Origin of the sequence: Mycetocola tolaasinivorans, from assembly GCF_003667565.1 — a bacterium.
In the GTDB taxonomy this organism is placed as follows: Bacteria; Actinomycetota; Actinomycetes; order Actinomycetales; family Microbacteriaceae; genus Mycetocola; species Mycetocola tolaasinivorans.
Map to the genome: position 1 here is coordinate 99,645 of NZ_RCUX01000006.1, position 22,017 is coordinate 121,661.

Annotated in this window: 22 protein-coding genes; 18 read left to right on the forward strand and 4 right to left on the reverse strand. The window is 66.9% G+C overall.

Translation table 11 applies throughout. From position 1 onward, the window contains the following. Nucleotides 1-4: 4 nt before the first annotated feature. Nucleotides 5-376 (forward strand): hypothetical protein, encoded by a 372-nt coding sequence (locus D9V32_RS08830; protein ID WP_121648541.1) that lies wholly within the window; start codon nucleotides 5-7, stop codon nucleotides 374-376. 3 nt (nucleotides 377-379) lie between these two features. Here D9V32_RS08830 and D9V32_RS08835 read toward each other — a convergent pair whose 3' ends face one another. Continuing rightward, complete coding sequence (locus tag D9V32_RS08835; protein ID WP_121648542.1) at nucleotides 380-1,318, reverse strand: sugar-binding transcriptional regulator; 939 nt, start codon at nucleotides 1,316-1,318, stop codon at nucleotides 380-382. A gap of 182 nt (nucleotides 1,319-1,500) precedes the next feature. Here D9V32_RS08835 and D9V32_RS08840 point away from each other — a divergent pair, with 182 nt between their 5' ends. The 7 genes from D9V32_RS08840 (at nucleotide 1,501) to D9V32_RS08870 (ending at nucleotide 8,802) form a co-directional block, all read left to right on the forward strand. After that, on the forward strand, nucleotides 1,501-2,157 hold the full coding sequence (locus D9V32_RS08840) for a KpsF/GutQ family sugar-phosphate isomerase (protein WP_121648543.1): 657 nt from the start codon (nucleotides 1,501-1,503) through the stop codon (nucleotides 2,155-2,157). Beyond that, nucleotides 2,154-3,668, forward strand: a complete 1,515-nt coding sequence (xylB, locus tag D9V32_RS08845; RefSeq protein ID WP_121648544.1) for a xylulokinase — start codon at nucleotides 2,154-2,156, stop codon at nucleotides 3,666-3,668. Before D9V32_RS08840 ends, xylB begins: the two co-directional genes overlap by 4 nt. 54 nt (nucleotides 3,669-3,722) lie before the next feature. Next, nucleotides 3,723-4,793 (forward strand): ABC transporter permease, encoded by a 1,071-nt coding sequence (locus D9V32_RS08850; RefSeq protein WP_121648545.1) that lies wholly within the window; start codon nucleotides 3,723-3,725, stop codon nucleotides 4,791-4,793. 40 nt (nucleotides 4,794-4,833) lie between these two features. Continuing rightward, nucleotides 4,834-5,838 carry a substrate-binding domain-containing protein gene (locus D9V32_RS08855; protein WP_121648546.1) on the forward strand — a complete coding sequence of 335 codons (1,005 nt, stop codon included), beginning with the start codon at nucleotides 4,834-4,836 and terminating at the stop codon, nucleotides 5,836-5,838. 73 nt (nucleotides 5,839-5,911) lie between these two features. Continuing rightward, nucleotides 5,912-7,468: a sugar ABC transporter ATP-binding protein gene (locus tag D9V32_RS08860; RefSeq protein ID WP_121648547.1), complete on the forward strand. Its 1,557-nt coding sequence runs from the start codon at nucleotides 5,912-5,914 to the stop codon at nucleotides 7,466-7,468. A gap of 24 nt (nucleotides 7,469-7,492) precedes the next feature. Beyond that, complete coding sequence (locus tag D9V32_RS08865) at nucleotides 7,493-8,140, forward strand: transaldolase family protein (protein ID WP_183086249.1); 648 nt, start codon at nucleotides 7,493-7,495, stop codon at nucleotides 8,138-8,140. Between the two features lie 29 nt (nucleotides 8,141-8,169). After that, nucleotides 8,170-8,802 (forward strand): beta/alpha barrel domain-containing protein, encoded by a 633-nt coding sequence (locus D9V32_RS08870; RefSeq protein WP_183086250.1) that lies wholly within the window; start codon nucleotides 8,170-8,172, stop codon nucleotides 8,800-8,802. A gap of 197 nt (nucleotides 8,803-8,999) precedes the next feature. Here D9V32_RS08870 and D9V32_RS08875 read toward each other — a convergent pair whose 3' ends face one another. Beyond that, the gene (locus D9V32_RS08875; RefSeq protein WP_121648550.1) at nucleotides 9,000-9,728 is read right to left on the reverse strand and encodes a Type 1 glutamine amidotransferase-like domain-containing protein; all 729 of its coding nucleotides are present in this window, start codon (nucleotides 9,726-9,728) and stop codon (nucleotides 9,000-9,002) included. Between the two features lie 58 nt (nucleotides 9,729-9,786). Beyond that, entirely contained in the window at nucleotides 9,787-10,257 is a 471-nt protein-coding gene (locus tag D9V32_RS08880; RefSeq protein ID WP_121648551.1) for a GNAT family N-acetyltransferase, read from the reverse strand. Nucleotides 10,258-10,342: 85 nt separating this feature from the next. On the opposite strand from D9V32_RS08880, the gene D9V32_RS08885 reads away from it, so the two are divergent. From D9V32_RS08885 to D9V32_RS08910, 6 genes are all read left to right on the forward strand, one after another. Continuing rightward, a complete protein-coding gene (locus tag D9V32_RS08885; protein ID WP_121648552.1) occupies nucleotides 10,343-10,873 on the forward strand; it encodes a PadR family transcriptional regulator in 531 nt (176 codons plus the stop codon). Beyond that, nucleotides 10,870-11,640, forward strand: coding sequence for an ABC transporter ATP-binding protein (locus tag D9V32_RS08890; protein ID WP_121648553.1), 771 nt, complete (start codon nucleotides 10,870-10,872; stop codon nucleotides 11,638-11,640). The genes D9V32_RS08885 and D9V32_RS08890 overlap by 4 nt, the downstream gene beginning before the upstream one ends. Next, nucleotides 11,637-13,814 carry an FtsX-like permease family protein gene (locus tag D9V32_RS08895; RefSeq protein ID WP_121648554.1) on the forward strand — a complete coding sequence of 726 codons (2,178 nt, stop codon included), beginning with the start codon at nucleotides 11,637-11,639 and terminating at the stop codon, nucleotides 13,812-13,814. Before D9V32_RS08890 ends, D9V32_RS08895 begins: the two co-directional genes overlap by 4 nt. A 142-nt stretch (nucleotides 13,815-13,956) precedes the next feature. Further along, the gene (locus D9V32_RS08900) at nucleotides 13,957-14,742 is read left to right on the forward strand and encodes a DeoR/GlpR family DNA-binding transcription regulator (RefSeq protein ID WP_121648555.1); all 786 of its coding nucleotides are present in this window, start codon (nucleotides 13,957-13,959) and stop codon (nucleotides 14,740-14,742) included. A 242-nt stretch (nucleotides 14,743-14,984) separates the two neighbouring features. Beyond that, nucleotides 14,985-16,472 (forward strand): mannitol dehydrogenase family protein, encoded by a 1,488-nt coding sequence (locus D9V32_RS08905; protein WP_121648556.1) that lies wholly within the window; start codon nucleotides 14,985-14,987, stop codon nucleotides 16,470-16,472. Nucleotides 16,473-16,518: 46 nt separating this feature from the next. Beyond that, a complete protein-coding gene (locus D9V32_RS08910) occupies nucleotides 16,519-17,424 on the forward strand; it encodes a carbohydrate kinase family protein (RefSeq protein ID WP_183086251.1) in 906 nt (301 codons plus the stop codon). A 223-nt stretch (nucleotides 17,425-17,647) separates the two neighbouring features. On the opposite strand, the gene D9V32_RS08915 is transcribed toward D9V32_RS08910, so the two are convergent. Then, a complete protein-coding gene (locus tag D9V32_RS08915) occupies nucleotides 17,648-18,010 on the reverse strand; it encodes a winged helix-turn-helix transcriptional regulator (RefSeq protein WP_121648558.1) in 363 nt (120 codons plus the stop codon). A gap of 78 nt (nucleotides 18,011-18,088) precedes the next feature. Here D9V32_RS08915 and D9V32_RS08920 point away from each other — a divergent pair, with 78 nt between their 5' ends. The 4 genes from D9V32_RS08920 (at nucleotide 18,089) to D9V32_RS08935 (ending at nucleotide 21,989) form a co-directional block, all read left to right on the forward strand. Further along, nucleotides 18,089-18,874 (forward strand): NAD(P)H-dependent oxidoreductase, encoded by a 786-nt coding sequence (locus D9V32_RS08920; protein ID WP_121648559.1) that lies wholly within the window; start codon nucleotides 18,089-18,091, stop codon nucleotides 18,872-18,874. A 161-nt stretch (nucleotides 18,875-19,035) separates the two neighbouring features. Next, nucleotides 19,036-19,899 (forward strand): SMP-30/gluconolactonase/LRE family protein, encoded by an 864-nt coding sequence (locus D9V32_RS08925; protein WP_121648560.1) that lies wholly within the window; start codon nucleotides 19,036-19,038, stop codon nucleotides 19,897-19,899. Nucleotides 19,900-20,136: 237 nt separating this feature from the next. Next, nucleotides 20,137-20,886 carry a sugar phosphate isomerase/epimerase family protein gene (locus tag D9V32_RS08930; RefSeq protein ID WP_121648561.1) on the forward strand — a complete coding sequence of 250 codons (750 nt, stop codon included), beginning with the start codon at nucleotides 20,137-20,139 and terminating at the stop codon, nucleotides 20,884-20,886. Continuing rightward, nucleotides 20,883-21,989, forward strand: a complete 1,107-nt coding sequence (locus tag D9V32_RS08935; RefSeq protein ID WP_121648562.1) for a Gfo/Idh/MocA family protein — start codon at nucleotides 20,883-20,885, stop codon at nucleotides 21,987-21,989. Before D9V32_RS08930 ends, D9V32_RS08935 begins: the two co-directional genes overlap by 4 nt. The last annotated feature ends 28 nt before the right edge of the window (nucleotides 21,990-22,017 follow it).

Here is a 22,017-nt window from a genome sequence, read left to right on the forward strand (position 1 = left end):
GGGCATGGACTGGACCGGAGAGCTGCGCCGCCGCACACTTATCGATACCGGCGAGGGCGACGGTGAGCTCACCGAGTACAACTGCGTGCTGTTTCCCGGTGAGGAGAACGAGCTCACGATCCAGGCGTATGCGCCGAGTCTTGATGAGCTGAGCCGGTTTGTGCTGCCCGAGATCCGGGATTTTCTCGCGGGTCTCGACGAGCTCACCGCACACCGGGATGAGCTGGACGCCGATCCGGCCCAGGTTATTCACTATCGCGGGCGCGTGGGCATCGTCTGGTGGTCACGGCAGATGAACAACGAGTTCGTGGCCTGCTACGGCCGCGAAAACGACGACTGGCGCTTTCTCGGCTACGACGACATTTTCGACCTCTAGTGGCTAGCCGAGCTTGAGGAGCGCTCGCGCCAGCGAGCGATCGGTGACCAGGGTATCGCCGAGGCCGCCTAGCTTTGCCGCATGCACGGCATCAGCCTTGTGGGCACCGGCGGCCACCAGAATCAGGTGGGGGATGCGCACGAGCCCCGCATAGTCCAGCGCGATCGCGCGCTTTTCCAGATCGGGCACGAGGATTCCCTCGCGGGTCAGCGGCGAGGCGAGCACCTCGGTGACCACACCCATCTGGGTTAGCCGGTCACGATCGGCCGGCGCCAGCGCATCACGCATCTGTGAGTCCGCGGGTTGCCAACTGCCCACCGCGGCGGCCGCCACGGTGATCTCGCTGAATCGCTGCGTGGCCGACTGAACGCCGGGCTGGGAGCGCAGGCCCGCGGCAGTGGCCTCATCGGGCACGATGAGTGGCACGAAGAGCGGGTAGGCGCGGCCGCCACCCACCTCGCTCACCCGACGCACCAGCTCGAGGGAGTTTTCGCTTACGGAACCAACCATGCCACCGAGCTGCACCACGGTGCAGGCGGCGAGATCCACGAGTTCGCGCGCCATCGCGCTCATCGTTCGACCCCAACCGATCCCCAGAACGTCCCGATCAGTGACGGTTTCGCTGAGCAGCTGTGCGGCGGCGGTGCCCACCCGCTGACGCAGCGCGGTGGGGTTGTTTTCGTCTTCCGGGGCGTCGATCACGATGACCTGACGGTAGCCAAACCGCTTGCGGATCAGCTCGGCGAGCTCGAGATTGTGGGAGAGCGGGGCGGTGATGGTGAAGCGCACGATGTTGTTGGCCACCGCGTAGTCCAGGAGTCGCGCGACCCGAAACCGGGAGATGCTGAGATCTTCGGCGATCTGCAGCTTGGAGTCGCCGTCCACATAGAATCTGCGCGCTACCGTCGCCGCGAGGATTCCAGAGTCGGGGGATGCCGTCATGTTGAGCCCTCTGCGTTGTGGGTGGGGATGCCCGGTTCGGGCGGTGGTTCTTCCGAAGTATAGTCACAAAATCGAGATTTGCTCATATGAGCGGGGTATTTGACGAATGTGCACACCGGGGTGATACTCGAATCAACCGGTCGAGGCAGACCGGGATGTCGCCCCCGGACAAAGGAAACTCAGTGTCGAACCCTTCAGCTCTCGTGATCAACGCCGCACGCGCCTTTATCGAAGAGGAGAGCAGCGCCGTCCACGACATCGCGGATCAGATCGATGAGACCTTCGTTCGTGTCGCCGATCTCGTACTGCGCGGGACCGGCAAGGTCGTGATCACCGGCGCCGGAACGAGCGGGTTCATCGCCCGCCGTGCCGCCCACCTGTTCTCCGTCTCGGGAACCCCGGCATTCTTCCTCAACCCCACCGACGGTCTGCACGGCTCGATGGGGGTGCTCGAACCCGATGACATCCTGATCGCGATGTCGAAGGGCGGCGGAAGCTCCGAGGTTAATGAGCTCGTCGATCGCTCACGCACAAACGGCGTGACCGTGGTCGCCCTCACCTGCGCCCCCGAGTCTCGTCTGGGTACCTCGGCGGACATCACCGTGGCGCTGCGCGAGTTCCCGAGCGCGGATCCCGGCGCACTGATCGCGATGGGCAGCACGCTCGCGCACGGCTCCTGGCTGGATGCCCTCGCCCTCGTGATCATGCGCGCTCGCGGCTTCGAATGGGAGCGCGTGCACTACATCCACCCCGGTGGGGCCGTCGGCCAGCTGAGCACACTGCCCGAGCAGGTGGCACCGCTCGAGATCCCCACGTTTGAGAGCGAGCCCCGCTCGTGAGCCCCCGCATCGATTCGCTCGCTCCGGCCGAGCGCGCCCGCGTCGTGGCCGGTGTGGATACCTCGACCCAGTCCACCACCGTAGTGCTCCGTGACGCGGAATCCGGCGCGGTTCTTACCAGTGCGAGCGCTCCGCACCCCGCAACCTTTCCTCCGCTGAGCGAGCAGGACCCCGCCGCGTGGTGGGACGCCCTGGTACTCGCATTCTCACGGGCTCGCGAGGCCGCCGGGGTGGACCCCGAGCAGATCGTTGCGGTGAGCGTGGCCGGGCAGTGCCACGGACTCGTCGCTCTCGACTCCGCCGGTGCGGTGATTCGCCCGGCGAAGCTCTGGAACGACACCACCTCGGCCCCCGATGCCGAACACCTGCGGGAACTCCTGGCACCGAGTGAGTGGATCACCCGCACCGGCACGGTGGTCAACGCGGCGTTCACGATTTCCAAGATCGCCTGGTTCAAGCGCACCGAACCCGCCGCCTACGCGCGGTTGGCCACGGTGCTGCTCCCTCACGACTGGATCACCTTTCGCCTGACCGGTGCGTTCGTTACCGACCGGAGCGAAGCCAGCGGAACCGGCTACTTTGATGCCCAGAGAAACGTCTACGACTACGATCTGCTGGCCCTCGTAGATGCCGAACGTGACTGGACCACCGCCCTCCCCGCGGTGCTTGGCCCCGAGCAGCTCGCCGGAACGGTTACTCCTGAAGCCGCACTGGCTCTGGGAATCTCCCCGCTCGCGGTGGTTGGTCCCGGCGCGGGCGATCAGCACGCTGGTGCGGTAGGTCTGGGCGCCCGACCCGGCGACGCCGTCGTGGTGCTTGGCACCTCGGGCGTCGTCTACACCGTGACCGAGGACCCTGCCACCGAAGCCGAGGGAATCGTCAATCGCGTCGCCGATGCGGCCGGAGGTTTCCAGCCGCTCATCTGCACGCTGAACGCCGCGAAGGTTACCGACACCGTCGCCCGCATTCTCGGTGTCGATCATGATGAGCTCGGCCGGCTCGCCCTCGAGTCTCGTCGCCGTGAGGACCGGGCGGTGTTTGCCACCTACCTCGACGGTGAGCGAACGCCCGATCTCCCCAACGCCCGCGGTGTGCTCTCCGGCATTGACGCGGAACTGGACCGGGGCGAGTTTGCCCTGGCCGCCTACGAGGGCGTCATCTTCGGCCTCGTGCGCGGGATGCGCCGGATCGAGCGGCTCGGGATCAACCTCGGCGAGAGGCTGATCGTGATCGGGGGAGGCGCGGCCTCCCCGGCCTACCGACAGGTGCTCGCCGATCTCACCGGCCGCCCCGTGCTCCTCCCGGATGAGCGCGAGGTAGTGGGGATGGGGGCCGCGGTGCAGGCCGCCGCGGTGCTCCACGGAACCACGATTGCCGCGCAACGCGAGCGCTGGGCCCCCGGACTGCACGAAGCAGCCCTTCCGCGACCGGATTCCACGCTCGATGCGGTCTGGAACCGCTACCTCACCACCGCCGACTGGCGCGGTGCCGACCGCCCCGCAACCGCGTAGGCCCTCCCCACTTTCCCCCTCCCCACCCATCCGAACAGCGAGGTTCACTCACTCATGAAGAAGCGCAAACTCCCCGAGGAAACAGGGATTTTTGTTGTGCTCATTGCCGTGGTTGCGGTTCTGAGCATCCTGTCCCCGTCCTTCCGCACGCTCGATAATGGCCTGGTACTCCTGGTCAACGGAACCGTAATTGCGTTCCTTGCTCTCGGCCAGACCTTCGTGCTGCTCACCGGCGGCATCGACCTCTCCACCGGCGCGAACGTCGCCATGACCGGCGTCATCGCGGCCCTCCTCATGCAGGGTGGGCTGCCCTGGTTCCTCGCGGCGGTGATCGCCGTGGGCGCGGGAGTCGTGCTCGGTCTGGTCAACGGATTCCTCGTGCACTACGTTCGGATTCCCGCGTTTATCGCGACGTTCTCCACCCAGGGTGTGGCGCTGGCCATCCCGCTGATCATCACCGGTGCCAACTCGGTCTCGGTCAAGGATGCGGGCTTCTCCTGGATCGGCCAGGGCAAGATCGCCGGCCTTCCCGTCGCCGTGCTCCTTCTCCTGGTGGCCGCGGTGATCGCGGGAGTCTTCCTCGCGAAGACCCGTCCGGGTGTGCACCTGTACGCGATGGGGGGAAACAAGTCCGCCGCGCGTCTGGCCGGCGTGAACGTGGCCCGCACCACGATCATGGCCTATGCAATCAGCGGTTTCTGTGGCGGTATGGGTGGCCTGATCGCCACCTCACGCCTCATGGTGGGGTTCCCCGCCACCGGTACCGGAAATGAGCTCTTCTACTCGATCGCCGCCGCGGTGGTCGGTGGTATCTCGCTCTTCGGCGGCATCGGTACCATCCTCGGCGCGATGATCGGTGCGGTCCTGATCGCCGTGGTCAGCAACGGCATGAACGTCCTGAACGTACAGAGCTACTGGCAGTCTCTCGTCATCGGCCTGATCATCCTCGCGGGTGTGGCCTTCGATACCTATCGTCGAGCGCGGGCCGGAAAGCCGGTGTTCACGCTGCGCCGTGGCGGTGGATCCGGCCCGGATTCCCCCGCCGGGGCACCGGTCGAACTCCCCGCATCGGTGCGCTCCGCAGACACCCCGGTGGCGGGTTCCCCCACCCGCGGCACCGCATAGTTTTTCCCCTCCACAGCACATCCATTTGAAAGGCAGATCAATGAAGATTCGTTCCCGCGCAGCCCTGGCAGCCCTTGCCGGTGGCGCACTCGTCCTGGCGCTGAGCGCCTGCTCGAACCCCGCCACCGATAACGCCGGTGGTGCCGGTGAGTCCGGTGGCCTCCCCGCAAACTGCTCCACCGACAACCCCACGATCGGTGTGGCCCTCCCCAACACGGTCAACCCCTACTACGTCGCCATGCAGGACTCCTTCAAGGCCCACGGTAAGGAACTGGGGTACGACGTGAAGGTCGCCATCGCCAATGACAGCGACTCGACCCAGCTCTCCCAGATCGACGGCTTCGTGCAGCAGAAGGTGTGCGCCGTAGTTCTGAACGCGGTCAACTCGGGCCCGGGTGCCGCAAGCGTGAAGGCGCTGAACGCGGCAAACATTCCTGTGATCACCGTGAACGTCACGATCTCTGAGGACGACCTGAAGACCCAGAACGCCTCCTTCCTGCAGTACGTCGGCGCCGACCAGGTGGCCGGCGGAACCCAGATGGGTGAGCAGGCTCTGAAGGACCTGGGCGCCGACAGCAAGATCGTCGCGGGAATCATCGGTAACCCCGACCAGATCCCCACCAACCTGCGCGACAAGGGCTTCACCGAGGCCATTAGCAAGAACCCCAACGCCAAGGTTGTGCAGACCGTCAACGGCAAGATCGACCCGAACATCAGCCTCCAGGTCACCGGAGACATGCTGCAGGGTAACCCCGACATCAACGTGATCTTCGCCGATGCCGGCCCCCACGCGGTGGGAGCGCTGCAGGCCATTGGCCAGCAGGGCAAGTCCGACAAGATCAAGGTCTACGCATTCTGTGCCGCGGACACCGCTCTGACCTCGACCTACGCCGGTTGCGCTGCTCAGGAGCCCGCGAACTACGCAAAGATCGCGCTCGACAACCTCAAGAAGCACCTGGCCGGGGAGTCGATTGAGAACGAAGTACTGGAACCCCTGAAGGTCTTCGTCACCGGTCAGACCCCCGGTGCTGGCGAGGTTGGCTAGCTACTAGCCAACGGGCCACTCCCGCATCCCCGACCGTGCGTCGGACTCATCATCCCAGCCTGGAGAACACATCATGACCGAGAATTCGGGACTCATCGTCACCAACATTTCTAAGTCCTACGGGCCCACCCGGGTCCTGTCGGACGTGAGTATCCGGATTCGACCGGGCGAGGTAGTGGCACTGATCGGGCACAACGGTGCCGGAAAGTCGACGCTGTTGCGTTCGCTCTCCGGTGCCGAGGTGCCCGACCAGGGCAGCATTTCCGTGGATGGGGACGACACCCCGTTCGGTTCGCCGCGAGATGCGACGGCCGCGGGCATCGCCTGCGTTTACCAGGAACTGAGCCTGATCGATGAGTTGACCGTGGCCGAGAACCTGTTTCTCGGAGACGAGCAGCTCAGCGGTCCGCTGCTGAATCGTCGCCTGATGAACCGTCGCGCCGATGAGCTGTGTGCCGAGTACGGTATTGCCGCCCGCGGTACCGACACCGTGCGCGCGCTGCCGGTTGCGCAGCGCCAGCTCCTCGAGGTGGCGCGGGCGATCAGCCGAAATGCGCGATACATCCTGCTGGATGAGCCCACCACCGCGCTCGAACAGGACCAGGTGGAGGGGCTGCTTGCGGTCATCCGTCGGGTCACGAAGGAGCGTGGTGTGGGTATCCTGCTGGTGGATCACAAGCTCGACGAGGTCTTCGCGATTGCCGATCAGATCGTGGGCCTCGCGAACGGCAACATCGTGCTGGACGGCTCCATCACCGAGGTGGATCGCGGCGCGGTGATCGACGCCATCGTGGGCGACCACGATCTGGTGGCCGATGGCCCCCACGAGGAGGCCGAGCCCCTGAGCGCTGAGACCCTCGCCGAGGATGAGGCAAGCCGGGCCGAGCGTTTCGGCGAACCGGCACTGGTCGTGAGCGGGCTGGCCGGCAACAACCTCGACGGTGTGGACCTCACGGTACGCGCCGGCGAGATTCTCGGGATTTACGGCCTCGTTGGGTCGGGCCGTTCCCGTTTCCTTCGCACGGTCTACGGAGCGGAGCCGATGGCGGAGGGCACGATGTCGCTGTATGGAGTGCCCTATTCCCCGAAGAACCCGGGGCAGGCCATCGCGCAGCGGGTGACCTTCCTCTCCGAGGAGCGGAAGTCCGACGGTTTCATTCCCCAGATGAGCTCGCTCGAAAACGTGACCCTTCCCGTGCTCTCCCGCTACACTTCGGCCGGCCTCCTGAGCGCCAAAAAGCTGCGTGCGGCCGCGACCGAGGCGCTCTCCGGGGTGCGTATTCGCGGAAACGCGGAGGCACCGATTACCTCGCTCTCGGGGGGTAACCAGCAGAAGGCGCTCTTCGCCCGTGCGGCGATTCAGCGCCCGCGGGTGCTGCTCCTCGACGAACCCACCAAGGGCGTTGACATCGGCGCGAAGCGGGAGATCTACGGAATCATCCGCGACCTTGCCCACAACGAAAACGTCGCCGTGATCGTCGTCTCCTCCGATGAGGAGGAGCTGATGACCGTGGCTGATACCATCACCGTCTTCCGTTCCGGCTCCTGCGATGGCGTTACATACGCGCAGGGGCATGCAACGGCTCCCATGCTCCGCGAGCTCGCCTGGACAGACAGCGACGCGGCATAAATCGAACACATGAAGGAAACTCAGATGACCCGCAACCCTGTATTTTACGCGGACAGTGCCGATACGGAAGAGGTGGCCGCGCTGCTGGCTGCCGGGGTGATCACCGGGGTCACCACCAACCCCACAATCCTGGCACGCTCCAACCGGGGAGCCAGCGACATTCCCGAGCTCGCTCGCCGATGGAGCGCGGAGGGGGCCGAGCGGGTGTTCTTCCAGGCCTGGGGATCCACGGCCGCCGAGCTGATCGAGCGCGGCACCGAAATCGCGTCGCTCGGCTCCAACATCACCGTGAAGGTGCCGGCCACCACCATCGGGTTTACCGCAGCGCGTGCCCTGATTGCCCAGGATGTCTCGGTGTTGATCACCGCGGTGTACGCTCCCGCCCAGGCGCTCCTGGCCGCCGCCATCGGTGCGGACTTCATCGCCCCCTATCTTGGCCGACTGGAAGACTCCGGCCAGGATGGCGTCGCGGTCATCGCCGATTTCGCCGCCCTGGTGGCCGACAGCGATACCGAGGTTTTGGCCGCGAGCCTGCGCACACCGGACGCCATTGCGGCGCTCGCCCGCGTCGGGGTGTGGCAGTTCACCGCGGCACCCGGCGTGATCTGGGCGTGCATGCAGAACGACGTCAGCGATGCCTCTGCCGCGGCGTTCGAATCCGATATGGGATGACCCCGGGCGATAACGCATCGCGAGAATCGGTGAGTGGGGACGCGCGCGCACTGGGTATCGTCCTCTCGCCCAGCCTGATCGCGATCGCCCCCGAATCTCGTGAGGCGCTCGCGCGCGTGCGGGCGTCGTCGGGGGAGTGGGTGCACGCGGACATCATTGAGGGCCGCTATCGGGGTCAGCCCGGTATCGGCTGGGAGGAGCTGGCGCGGCTTGCACGCATTCCCGGTGTCCGGCTCGACGTTCACCTGATGGTGGATGATCTTGCGGAGGCTCTCGCCCGGGTACCCCGGGGCGTTTCTCGGATCACGATCCAGGCGGACTTCCACCCCGCGGCTTTCCGTTGGGTTGCGGCGGCCCGGCACCGCGCCGAAGAGGTGTGGATGGCCTGGGATGGCGGTGGTGAACTCAGCATCGATCCCGACTGGGTGCGTCTCACCGACGGGGTGCTGATGATGCTCACCCCGCCCGGCCGTGCGGGGTACGCCGCCGAATTGCAGCGCATCAGCGGGTATCCCCTCCGGGCAGATCATGGCGAGGGCGGTGGTGTGCGCGGCGTCGATGGCGGCGTTTTGCCCGCTCACTTCGGAGCGCTGGCCGGTCACGGCGTGAGATACGTCGTGATGGGCCGCGCATACGCGGATCTGGGCTCAGAGCCGCGGTGAGTCGTGCGCGCGGGTGGGCAGAGAAAATGCCCGGGGTTGGTGGAGTCGCGACGGACGGTTTACCAGGGGGAATAACGTCGCGAGTCCACCAACCCACGGGCGGGGGATCCGAGATTCACGTTACGCCGGTGTTCCGGTTCACAACCGTCTTTCCTGCGAACATTCAGGAACCTCACCGGTGGCTCCCGGTTTTACGATCACGTTTGGGCGTGGCTCGCACCCGATTCCGGGGAATTCCAGTTTTCCGAGTCTTCCGAGTTTTGCGTGTCGGCCGCGAGTAGCGGTGCCGGATCCTGAACCGGTGACGACTCGATCAGGCGCTCTCCCTCGGGGGTGTGCAGCAGCGCCTGGTCATCGCGCAGTGGCACGATGCGGAAGCGATCGGCATAGCGCGCGAGCGTGCGCTGAATGAGCACGAGCGGATACGGCGGCAGCAGGCCGTCGGCGTGGGGGAGGACCACGGCGTCGGTGAGGCCGAGCCCGGTGGTGTCTGAGCCCGCGTGCTCGCCGTGCGGGTCGTCAAGCGGACCGATGGGTTTGATATCGGGGCCGGCCAGGACCGATCCTGCACTCGATCCTATGTAGGCGAGGCCGTCGGCCACGCGCTCGCGCAGGAGGTCAGCCACGTTCGCCCGGCGAACGGCGGCGAGAAGGGCGAAGGTGTCACCGCCGGCGACGTAGATTGCGTCAACCTCGTCGAGGGCCGCGGCGAAGCTCGTGCTCGAGTGGTCGCGCAGCGGAATCTCCCATACCTCGAAGCCCAGAGAGTCGAGGGCGTCGCGCTCGGCCTGCACAAACGGGGCCCCGGCAAAGGCGTGTGCCGCATCGGGAATATAGCCAATGCGTGCGGGGCGATCGGGCACGACGGTGGCGAGGAATGCGGGAACGGCACCGAGGCCGCGCGAGAGCAGGAGAAGATGGGTCACCCACTCACGCTACCCCCTTGCTCCGACACCGGGAAGGTGCTGGTGGAAACGAGCGGCGCTACGGCGTCGCGGTGCCCGGTGTGGCGCGGCGCAGGTGCAGCAGCGGGAAGGGTCGGCCGTCGCCATCCAGCTCGGAGCGGCCGGCCACCTCAAATCCATGGGTGAGGTAAAACCCCAGGGCATCCGGATTCTGTTCGTTGACGTCGGTTACCAGCGTTGGATACTCGGTGAGTGCGGCGGTGAGCAGCGCGCCGCCGATTCCCGTTCCGCGCGCATCGGCGTGCACAAACAGCATCTCCAGTGAGCCCTCGGCGATTCCCGAGAATCCCAGCGGCACCCCGTCAGCCTCGGCCACCGTCAGGGTGACGGCATCAAGATAGACGTTTTCGATGCGTTCCCGATAGAACTCGATATCGGCGGGAGTGAGGAAGGAATGGGTGGCCTCGACGGCACTCTGCCAGATCGCCGTCAGGGTCGGATACTCGGCGGAACCGAGGGTGGCGCGCAGGGTGATCGGTGTTGCAGACATCCCCTCAGGATATTCGAATCGGTGCCGAGGTGCACCGTCGGTCAGGCGGGCGTTATCAACTATACACTCGGTGTATAGTGGCGTCATGGACAACGCACAGACGCTCCTCGGGCTGCTCGAAGCGGCCCCGAGCCACGGGTATGACCTCAAGGGGGAGTACGATCGCTACTTTGGCGGGCAGAAGCCCCTGGCATTCGGGCAGGTCTACGCGACCCTCGCCCGCCTGATCCGCGACGGCCTCATCCTCGAGGCGCAGGGCGGCGAATCCTCCGGTGGCCCGGACCGCAAGAGCTACAGCGTGACCGCTGCCGGCCGGGTGCGCGTGCGCGAGTGGATGTTCACACCGGACACCCCCGAGCCCACCCTGCAGAGCAACCTGTTTGCGAAGACCGTGATCGCCCTGCTTCTGGATGAGGACGCCGCGTCCCTCCTCGACGCCCAGCGCGCCTGTCACCAGGCCCGGATGCGCGAACTCACCCGCGCCAAGCGCGATGCCGACCTCGCGACCATCCTCACGATCGACCACGCGCTGTTCCACATCGAAGCCGACCTGCGCTGGATCGAACTCACCGGTGCCCGCCTGACCGAACTGCGGGCGGGGGTGCGTGGCGCATGAGCACACCAGACGCCCAGGGCACGCAGCCGCTCATCCGCGCGCGGGATCTCGTCCTGAACTTTGGCCAGACGCAGGCCCTACGCGGGATCAGTCTCGACGTCTACCCGGGCGAGGTGCTCGCGGTCATGGGGCCCTCGGGGTCGGGAAAATCCACACTGCTGCACACGCTGGCCGGTGTGCTCGTGCCGGATTCGGGTACCGTACGGATCGGCACCCGAGTGCTGGGCGAGCTCGATCAGGCCACCCGCGATGATCTGCGCCTGCGCGAGTGCGGCTTTGTGTTTCAGTCCGGGCAGCTGCTGCCTGATCTTGGTGCGCTGGATAACGTCACCATTCCGCTGCTGCTCGCCGGCGTGCGTCGGAGGGAGGCGATTGACCGCGGCCGCGCGGAACTCGATCGGCTGGGAGTCGGTCAATATGGCGCGCGTTACCCCGCCGAGCTCTCGGGTGGCCAGGCGCAGCGCGTTGCCATTGCCCGTGCGCTGGTGACCCGGCCCCGGGTGCTCTTTGCCGATGAACCCACCGGTGCCCTCGACTCGCTGAGCGCCGAGACCACCATGGTTGCGCTCACCGACCTCGCGCGCGCCGATGGCACGGCGGTGGTTCTCGTGACCCACGATGCGCGCACCGCCGCCTATGCCGACCGCGAGATCATCGTGCGCGATGGCCGCATCAGCGCGGGTATCGGCGTGCCCCTGGTAGACGAAAATCCGGCCGACGCCGGCACCACCGCAGGCTTCTCCGCACACCCCGGTTTCTCGCGATGAGGCTCAGTCTCGCGCTGGTCCTCACCCAGGACCGGCGCTCACGGGTGCGCATTCTGGGTATCGCCGCGGGCATCGCGATCGGTGTGATGCTGCTCCTCCTGCTCTGGGGAGGATATCGCGGGCTCGAGTCGCGTAGCGAGCGCTGGGATGCGATCTCGCGGATCGAGATGAGCTCGCTCACCGGCACCCTCGAAGAGGTTGAGCCAGGCACCGGGCAAACCCTCGTTGCCGGCAATATTGACCGGCATCGGGAAGCCGATATCCAACGCATCGACGTGTCGTCTCCGGAGGGTGCACCACCGCTCTTCCACGTTCCGGTGACGCTCCCGCAACCCGGTGAATTCCTCGCATCGCCTGCGCTGGCGAAACGCATTGCCGAGTACTCCCCGCTGGAGCTCGGGGTGCGCTTTGGCACGCTCGCGGGCACCCTGCCCGATGGTGCCCTCCCGACCCCGGATGCCCTCGTGGCGGTCGTGGCCCACAACGAGACCGATATGCTGATGCGTTTTTCCCCGCGGGTCTTGATCGGGGGCCCCTCCGGCGAGTTCGGCGGAATGCCCGTCTATAGCTTCGTTGCGGTACTGGGTGCACTCGCGGTGGCGGCGCCGGTGCTGCTGCTGATCGCGATCGTGGCCGACCTGGGGCAGGCATCCCGGCGCGAACGCACGGCCACGCTGCGCCTGCTGGGCGCGAGCCGTGGCACGGTGGCACACCTCGCGGCGCTCGAGATGATCCCCGCGGCCCTGGTGGGCGTGCTGCTCGGGGCGGCCGGGGCCTGGTTGACGGCACCGCTGTTCTCCCTCGTTCCGGTGATCGACGGCACCTTCTTCACCTCGGATATCCGGGTGCCCCTCGCGCAGCAGATCGTGGTACTGGCGCTGGTGGCCGCCCTTGTGCCCCTGATCGCCGCGCTCCGTGCGCACCGTACGGATCGGGGTGTGCTGCCGAGCGGCGCCGTTCTCCCCGAACCCGTGCCGAGCTTCTGGCGGCTGGTGCCGCTGGTACTGGGCCTGCTGGGGATCCCCGCGATCCTGATGATGAACTCGATCCTCTCGAGCATCACCTACTGGCTGGCCATGTTCATCGTTCTGACGCTCATCTGCGCGGGCCTGATCATTGCCGGACCGTACCTCACCTACGTTCTGGGGCGCGTCCTGCGCCGCGGCGTCACCTCGGCGGCGAACGTCATCGCCGTGGGGCGCACCGTGCGAGTTCCCCGCGCCACGTTCCGTGCGGTGAGTGGACTCGTCATCGCGCTCTTCCTCGTCTCGATGTTCCAGATTGCGATGACCGCACGGGTTGACCCTCGGGCCGAAATGCGGGAGGTGTATGGTGCGGATTCCCCGGTGTGGGCCGGCGTAGTGCAGCTCGAAAACCACTCCGGCGATGCCACTCTGGCCGAGCGACGTCGCGAGGTCATGAGCGAGGTGTCCGGCGTGAAGTTTGTGGTGGACGTGTATGACCTGGATGACGGATTCGGAGGCCAGCCCGTGGTCAGCGCCGCGGATGCCCGCCTCCTCGGGCTGAACCCGAAGCCGGCGCAGGAATTCGTGATGCTCAACCCGACGATCACGGCGGGGGTGGCGATTCATGCGGAGGACACTCCGGTGGATCCGAACGTGCCGCGAATCCCGCGAAACAGCCTGGCCTTCACCGATGGGTCCGCCGAGGCGATCGAGCGCACGCGCACCGCCGTGTGGGCGCTCGGGCTCACCGCCGACGCTGTCCCGTACGTGCTCACCGAGCGTGAGTACGGGGATCAGCTGGGGTACTTTGCCCGCTTCTCCACGCTCGCGTCGATCGGCGCCATCGTGGCCGGGGGGATCTCGATGCTCGCCCTCGCGGTGGCGACCATCATCGGGGTGCTCGACCGCCGGGAGGTGTTCACTCGGCTGCGGCTGATGGGGGTGCGCGCCGGCACGCTGCGCCGCATCATCCTGGCCGAGAACGTGATTCCGTTGATCGCGATGAGTCTGCTCGCCGCGCTGGTGGGCATGTTTGCCGGCTGGGCCGTGATCCGGGTGTTCTCCGGGGGAAACCGGCAGGTGGGCCTCCCGGGCGAGGAGTACGCCATCACGCTGCTCGTCCTGGCGTCGTTTGCGGCCCTGGCGCTGGGGCTTGCCCTGTTCAGCGTGCGCGGTGCCACGACCAACGCCCGCCTGCGCGAGGAGTAGCCGCCTTACCCCGGAGGCACCCACGGGTGTTTCCGGGGTAAAGCGTTACCGGCCTCCCCGGCCTCCCCGGCCACAAAAGGTAGGCTGAGTGCACCGCGTGGGTTCCCAGGCGGCACGGGATTCGGCAGGAACAGAGGGCCCCATGGCGGATGTGGCACGCAACCAGCAGGGTGCACGCGAGCGCCGCGACGCGATCGTGACGCTCCTGCGCGAGCGCGGCAGCCTCGCGGTGGCCGAGCTTCCTGAGAGCTTCGCGGTTTCTCCCGAGACCATCCGACGCGACCTCCGGGAGCTTGAGCGTGAGCGCCGGGTGGAGCGCCGCTATGGCGTCATCCGCATGGTTGAGAGCGGTGCGGTGGAAACCCCGATTGCGTTCCGCGAGACCAACCACACGGCCGAAAAGGTCCGGATCGCCCAGGCCGCGGCCGGCCGGCTCGCTCAGGCCCGCACGCTGTTTCTCGACGAGGGTTTCCTGCCCGCTCTGGTGGCCGAATCCCTCCCCGATGATCGCCCGCTCACGGTGATTACCGCCTCCATCCCCGCGGTGCTGCGGCTCGCAAACCGCCCGCAGATCGAGGTCATCATGCTGGGTGGGCGCATCCGCCCGGCAACCCTCGGGGCGGTGGACTTCTGGGCCACGCGCGCACTCGAGGGCTTTGTGCCGGATCTCGCGATCCTCGGGGCAAACGGCGTCTCGGTGGACGGCCTGCTGACCACCCCGGATCCGGCGGTCGCCGCGGTCAAGGAGACCGCGGTGAAGGTCAGTGCCCGTCGGCTCTTCGTGGGCGACCACAACAAGTTTGGACGCACCAGTTTTGTGCGCTTCGCGAAGGTCTCAGATTTTGAGACGATGATCACCGGTCAGGCGCTCTCGGCGTCGATTGCGCGCGAGTACGCGGAGCGCGGTGCCCGCATCGTGCGGGTCTAGCGCTCGCCCGCACGGGCACGCCGCCGACCGACCATCCGGGCGGCTCGGGAAACGGTCATCGTTGCGAATCAACCGGTCATCTGGTTCGACGCTTTGCCGTCGAGAGCCCGATAATACGTGGCCGAGGTGCCACACACATCGGTCAAAAACGCGACCGCTTCGTGGGGTATCCGGGGTGGCGGAGCGTGGCACGCTGGGGGAACGGGTGTTTACGCCCCGAGCCGTCCTCAAAGGAGCAGACCATGACCACACAGCCGATCGCCGTTCCCATCGCCACCCTCGTGCACGCCCACGCGGCGGCGGGTGCCACGCCGAATGAGGCCCCCGCGGTGACCGCGACCGGTCCGGCATCGGCCGCCCTGCCCACGTATGACCGCGCGGGTGTCCGCACCGGTATCGTGCACTTTGGTCTCGGTAACTTCCATCGCGCGCACCAGGCCATGTTCCTGGATCGCCTGCTCACCCTCGGCGAGGGTAACGAGTGGGGCATCTGTGGCGTGGGTGTCATGCCCGGCGATGCCCGCATGCGTGATGTGCTCGCCGCCCAGGACTCGCTCTACACTCTCGTGCTGAAGTCCGGCACCGGCGAGCTCGACGCCCGCGTGATCGGCTCGATCCACGACTACCGCTTCGCCCCGGATGACCGTGAGGCCGTGCTGTCCGAGCTGACCGCCGAGACCACCCGCATCGTCTCGCTGACCGTGACCGAGGGCGGCTACCGCCTGCCCGAGGAGGGCACCGAGAATCCGCTGGGCGTCTTCGACCTGATCGTCACCGGCCTGGCCCGTCGCCGCGCAGCCGGCACCGTGCCCTTCACCGTGATGAGCTGCGACAACCTGCCCGGCAACGGTGAGGTTGCGCGCCGGGTGATCATCGAGGCTGCCCGCCGTCACGACGCCGAGCTGGCAGAGTGGATCGCCGAAAACGTGGCGTTCCCCAGCTCCATGGTGGACCGCATCACCCCCGTGACGACCGACGCCGACCGCGCCCTGGTGCGCGATTCCTTCGGCATCGAGGATGCCTGGCCGGTTGTGGCCGAACCCTTCGTACAGTGGGTCCTGGAGGATCACTTCACCGCCGGTCGCCCCGCACTGGAGAAGGTCGGGGTGCAGCTGGTGTCTGATGTGGCACCGTACGAGAAGATGAAGCTGCGCCTGCTGAACGCGAGCCACCAGGGCATGGCCTACTTTGGCCTGCTGAGTGGCCACACGTTCGCACACGAGGCCACCACGGATCCGCGCATCGTCGCGTTCCTGCACGGGTTCCTCGCCGAGTCGCGCCCGACCCTCGATCCGGTGCCCGGCATCGACCTGGACGACTACGTCAACACCCTGTTCGAACGCTTCACCAACCCGGCGATCGCGGATACCCTGAACCGCCTGGCCACCGATGCCGGCAGCCGCATCCCGACGTTCGTGCTGCCCACCATTGAGGACAACCTGGCCGCCGGCCGCGACGTCACCTTCGGTGCCGCGCTGGTTGCGAGCTGGGTCTTCCAGCTCGAGCGCGACGGCCACGCACAGCCCGCACAGACCGAGATCGAGCACGACCTCACCGCCCTGGCCGCACGCCTGGAGGCCGAGCCGCTGGCCATCATCGGCTATGCGCCGGTGTTTGGTGATCTCGCGAGCCAGGAGGCCTTTGTCGCCCCGTATCTCGACACCCTCGCGGCCCTGCGGCGTGACGGTGTGGGCGCGGTTCTGGATGCCCTCGCGGGCACCCGGGCGTGAGCACCACCGATATTCTGATCACTCTGGTTATCAAAGGAGAAACCGAATGAGCACCACCCGCGCCTTCGTTATTGGCGAAGCCCTGACCGACATTGTGTCCGGTCCGAACGGCACCGCCGAGCACCCGGGCGGAAGCCCGCTGAACGTCGCGATCGGGCTGTCCCGACTGGACATTCCGGCCACCCTGCACACGCGTTTTGGGCGGGATGACCGGGGCGCGGCGATCACCGCGCACCTCGCCGAGAGCGATGTCGCGCTGACCGCGCAGTCGCAGACCGAGGCCCCGACCGCCACGGCGCTCGCAACCCTGGACGAGACCGGTGCGGCCACGTACACGTTTGAGATTACCGGGGAGCTCGCTGAGGTCGCGATTCCCACCGAAACCGAGCTCGTGCACACCGGCTCGATCGCCGCGTTCCTCGCCCCGGGCGCGGACGTGATCGAGCGCATGCTGACCGCCGCGCGTGAGCACGCGCTGATTAGTTTTGACCCGAACGCCCGGCCGATGATCACCCCGGACCGTGACGCCGTCCGCGCCCGGACCGAGGCCATCGCGGCCATCGCAGACGTCATTAAGCTCAGCGATGAGGACGCCGAGTGGCTGTACCCGGAACTCTCGCAGGAGGGCGTGCTCGCGCACCTCGCGTCCTTCGGTGCGGGCCTCACCGCGATGACCCGCGGCGGCGAGGGCTGCCTGTTCTTCGCGAACGGGGAGCACACCTCCTTTGATGCCCCGCGCGTCAGCGTGGTGGACACCATCGGCGCCGGCGACTCGTTCATGGCGGCCCTGCTCGCCGCGATCCTGCGCCTCGACGCGGCCGATGCTGTGCGTGCCCACCGCCTGACCTCGGACACCCTCGCGCTCCTCGCCCAGGACGCCCTGACCGCGGCTGCAATCACCGTCTCCCGTGCCGGTGCCAACCCGCCGCGCACCGCGGAGCTCGGCCGGTAGTCGCGTCTTCTGAAACGAATCGCGAAGCGGCGGGTGCAGGAGCACCCGCCGCTTCGACGTGTCCGCGGCTGTCCGTCTGGCCGAAAACCTCATCGAGTATTCCGATACCGGTGCTACCGTTGCTGATGTAAACCCCGGACGAGGCACACAGGAGTGTCGGCGCGCCGGGGTAATGACGTTAGGGAGTCGTGTCTCGACCGGGACGCAGAGAAATCGCTAGCTTCTAGGAGGCCAGCACGCTGGGCGCCGGCTCCACGCCCTGCTCGGCGGCCCAGCGCTGCCCCCAGGCGTCCATCATCGCGACCATGTCGCGCAGGGATTCGCCGAGCGGCGTGAGGGAGTACTCGACCTTCGGCGGCACCTGTGGGAAGACCTCGCGGTGTACGAGGCCGTCGGCTTCGAGCTCGCGCAGCTGCCGGGTGAGTACCCGATCGGTCACATAGCCGACCTCGCGTCGCAGCTCGCCGAAGCGCAGCGTGCCCTCGAGGAGTTTCTGGATGATGGTGAGTTTCCAGCAGCCACCGATGAGGCTCACGGTGACCTCGATCGAGCACACTTCGAGGGCCTGAACGGTTGAATCGCGCATTGACACTATCCTTACGGTTAGTACTGGACAGAAAAGTGCATACTTCCCAAAGCAGAAGTTACCTGCTGGAATCGTCTCATGACAAAATCTCAGCCACAAGCCCTCTGGATTTACGCCCACCCGGAGGCGAAGTCCTTTAACCGCGATATCTTCGACGCCGGCCGCGCCGAACTCGAAAAGACCCACACGGTGGTCACCAGCGATCTCTACGCGATGGGCTTCAACCCGCTGCTCACCAGCGCCGACTTCGGCGGAGCCGCGGACGCCGAGGGCACCTTCCTCGAGCGCTGGGCCACCGCGTTCGAGACCGACCAGCTCCTGGACGACGTGCGTGCCGAACAGCAGAAGATGCTGGAAGCCGATCTGGTCGTGATCCAGTTCCCGCTGTGGTGGTACGCGGTACCCGCTATCCTCAAGGGCTGGATTGACCGGGTGTTCGCCTCCGGCTTCGCGTTCGACATTATCGACCCCGAAACCGGCCGCACCCGTCGCTACGGCGACGGCCTCCTGGTGGGCAAGCGCGCCCTGATCGTGGTCACCGCGGGGGAGCACGCCACCGCCCTCGGACCGCGCGGAATCTCCGGCGACCTCGACTCGCTGCTCTTCGGCCTCACCCACGGTGTGCTGTTCTACACCGGAATGTCATCGCTTCCGCTGCACCTCATCGAGCAGGCGGACGACATGACCCCGGAGCGCGCGACCGAGGAAATCGAGCGCCTCAACGCGCGCCTGAAAGGCGTGTATGACGAAACCCCGACCCCGTACCGCACCCGAGAGAGTGGCGACTATCGCCCCGCCCGCGTCCTCCGCGACGAGTTCATTCCGGGTCGTGTGGATCTGGGGATTCATCGCACGGAGGGTTAGTGCGCGTCCTCCGCGACGAGTTCATTCCGGGTCGTGTGGATCTGGGGATTCATCGCACGGAGGGTTAGGTTACGCGCCGGCCGGGGAGTGCTGCCGAGTAGAATCGGAGCATCGCGTGGGCATCCCTGGCCGGCGCCCTCACTCCCAAAGGCGGTTCTCCGATGACGCAGATTCAGCAGGCCGAGCAGGTTACCGATCCGGTCGCGTACCACGGCGAGGGCGCGGTGTGGTCCGAGAGCTGGGGCGGGCTGCGCTGGGTGGATATGCTGGCCGGAGACATCCTGAGCCTCGATGCGCGTACCGGTCGGGTCGAGCGTCTGGCCACCGGATCCCCGGTCGCCGCGATGATCCGCCCGCGCGTGGGTGGCGGGTTCGTGGCCGTGACCGAGCGCGAGTTCTCGCTCTGGACCGAGGCCGGCCGCGAGTGGGTCTCCGAGCCGGTCTGGCCCGGCCCCACTCAGCGCTTCAATGAGGGCGGCTGCACCCCCGAGGGTGACCTCTTCTGCGGCACCATGGCCTATGAGCGCGTGGTGGGCACCGCCGAGGTGTTCCGCTTCGGAGCCGATCGCTCGGTCAGCCCGCTGTTTGATGGCGTCACGATCTCCAACGGCCTCGGATTCTCGGCCGATGGCACCCGCATGTTCTACGTGGATTCACCCACGCGCCGTATCGACGTCTTTGACTATGCGGACGGCGTACTCACTAATCGTCGCCCGTTCGTGACCCTACCCGAGGGCGTGGGTGGCCCGGACGGCCTCACCGTCGACTCCGAGGACGGTGTCTGGATCGCGCTCTACGGCGGCTCCGCGGTGCGTCGCTACGATCGCGAGGGCACACTCACGAACATCGTCGAGCTGCCGGTCAGCAAGATCACCTCCTGCACCCTCGGCGGTGCAGACCTCCGTACCCTCTACATCACGACCTCGCGCGAGTTCCTGGAGCCGCACGATGAGCCGCTCGCGGGCTCGGTCTTTGCCGCGTCGGTCGAGATTGCCGGTTTGCCGGTGCTGCCCTACGCGGGATAGCCGCGGTCCTGCGGCGGCACCGGTGCGCCGCCGCAGTGGAGTGTGATTTCCGAATCACGGGTGAAAAATTACGCACAATTCACCCTGTTATGTGTGTGAAATAGTTGCTAAACTCACATTTAGCGTCGGTTTCTGCACAGATTCTGGCCCGGGTGGTACTCGAAGCTGAGTACCGGTCCCGAGGGCCGAGGACGGCGAGGGCCGCGCCCCCACACTCCTAACCGAGAAAGGCTCCTCGTGACCCTGCACTCCCTCTCCCTTCAGCTCTATAGCGTGCGTAACGCCATGGACATCGACCCCGCGGGCACCATCGACCGCGTGGCCGAGATCGGTCTCACCCAGGTGGAGGCCTCCTATAAGGGGCTCACCACCTATCCCGAGCTCCTGCCTGCGATTCGCCGCAACGGCCTGATTTCCCCCACCATGACCTCCCCGCTGCTCGACGTGGATCACGCGCAGGTCTTTGAGCTCGCGGCCGAACTCGGTGCCCACACGGTGGTGGAAACATTTGTTCCCGAGGAGCACTGGCGCACCGAGGAGGACGTGCTGAGCATTGCCCGTCGCCTCAACATCGCGGCCGAGCGCGCCGCCGCGCACAACCTGCGTGTGGGGTACCACAACCACTGGTGGGAGCTCGAAACCACCCTTGGTGAGCAGAGCGCGATGGACCTGCTGATCGCCAACCTTGCCCCCGAGGTGGTCCTGGAAATCGACGCCTACTGGGTGGCGGTCTCCGGCACCGATGTCCTCGACTTCCTGGGACGCTACCGCGACCGTGTGCGTTTCCTGCACCTCAAGGACGGCCCAATCAGCCGAAACAACGCCGAGCAGCGTCCCGCCGGTACCGGGTCGATGCCGCTGACCGAGATCCTTGCCACCGTGCCCCAGATCGAGGCCGGCGTGATCGAGTTTGACGAGTACAACGGGGACGTCTTTGAGGCCATCGCCGAGAGCTTCGCCTTCCTCTCCCCGAAGGTCGGCGCATGAGCCGCGCGGGCCGGGTGGGTGTCGCCGTCATCGGCGCCGGCACCATCTCAGACCAATACCTGACCAACCTCACCGCGTTCCCGGACGTCGAGGTGCTCGTGGTGGCCGATCTCTTCACCGAGCGGGCCGCCGAGCAGGCCGCGAAGTACGGGGTGCCCGGATGGGGCTCAATCGAGGCCGCGCTGGAGCACCCGGACGTCGAGATCGTGGTGAACCTGACCATTCCGGCGGCACACGCCGAGGTGTCCCTGGCCGCGATGAACGCCGGCAAGCACGTGTGGACCGAAAAGCCCTTCGCACTGGACCGCGCCTCGGGTCGCGAACTCCTGGCGACGGCCGAGCGCCTGGGCCTGCGCATCGGTGGGGCTCCGGACACCGTGCTCGGTGCCGGAATGCAGACCGCACGCCGACTCATCGAGGCCGGCGAGATCGGCACCCCGCTGACCGGGCTGACCCTCTTTGAAGTGCCCGGGCCGCAGGATGACCATCGCAATCTTGAGGTGCTGCTCTCGACCGGTGCGGGCCCACTGTTTGATATGGGCCCGTACTACCTGACCGCCCTCAGCCAGGTCTTTGGCTCGTTTGACTCGGTGATCGCGCAGGCCACCACCGCGCGTCCCGAGCGTATCTGGCGGGCCGGGCCGAACCCCGGCGCGACCGTGCGGGCGCAGGTGCCCACGCACGTCAGCGTGCTCTCGGAGTTTGCCGGTGCGGGTTCGGCCACGAGCGTTCTGAGCTGGGACTCTCCGCACGGCCGAGTGGGGCACGTCGAGATCACCGGCACCGAGGGGACGCTCTCGATCCCCGACCCCAACATGTTCGACGGTGACCTCCGGCTGCGCCGCGCGGGAGACCCCGAGTGGCGGGTCATCCCCGCCGAGGGCGCGGTCGGCGGGCGCGGGCTCGGCGTGCTTGATATCGCGCGGGCGATCCGTGCCGGGGTGGACCACCGCATCACCGGCGCACTGGCCTATCACGTACTGGACACGATGACCGCGGCCGCCGAGTCGATCGAGTCGCGTGCCCGGGTGAGCGTGGAGAGCGCCGCCCCGCACAGCGCCGTGGTCCCGCTCGAGTGGGACCCCTACACGCGCACGCTGTAGCCGCGAAAAACAAAACCTCCGGGTGCGT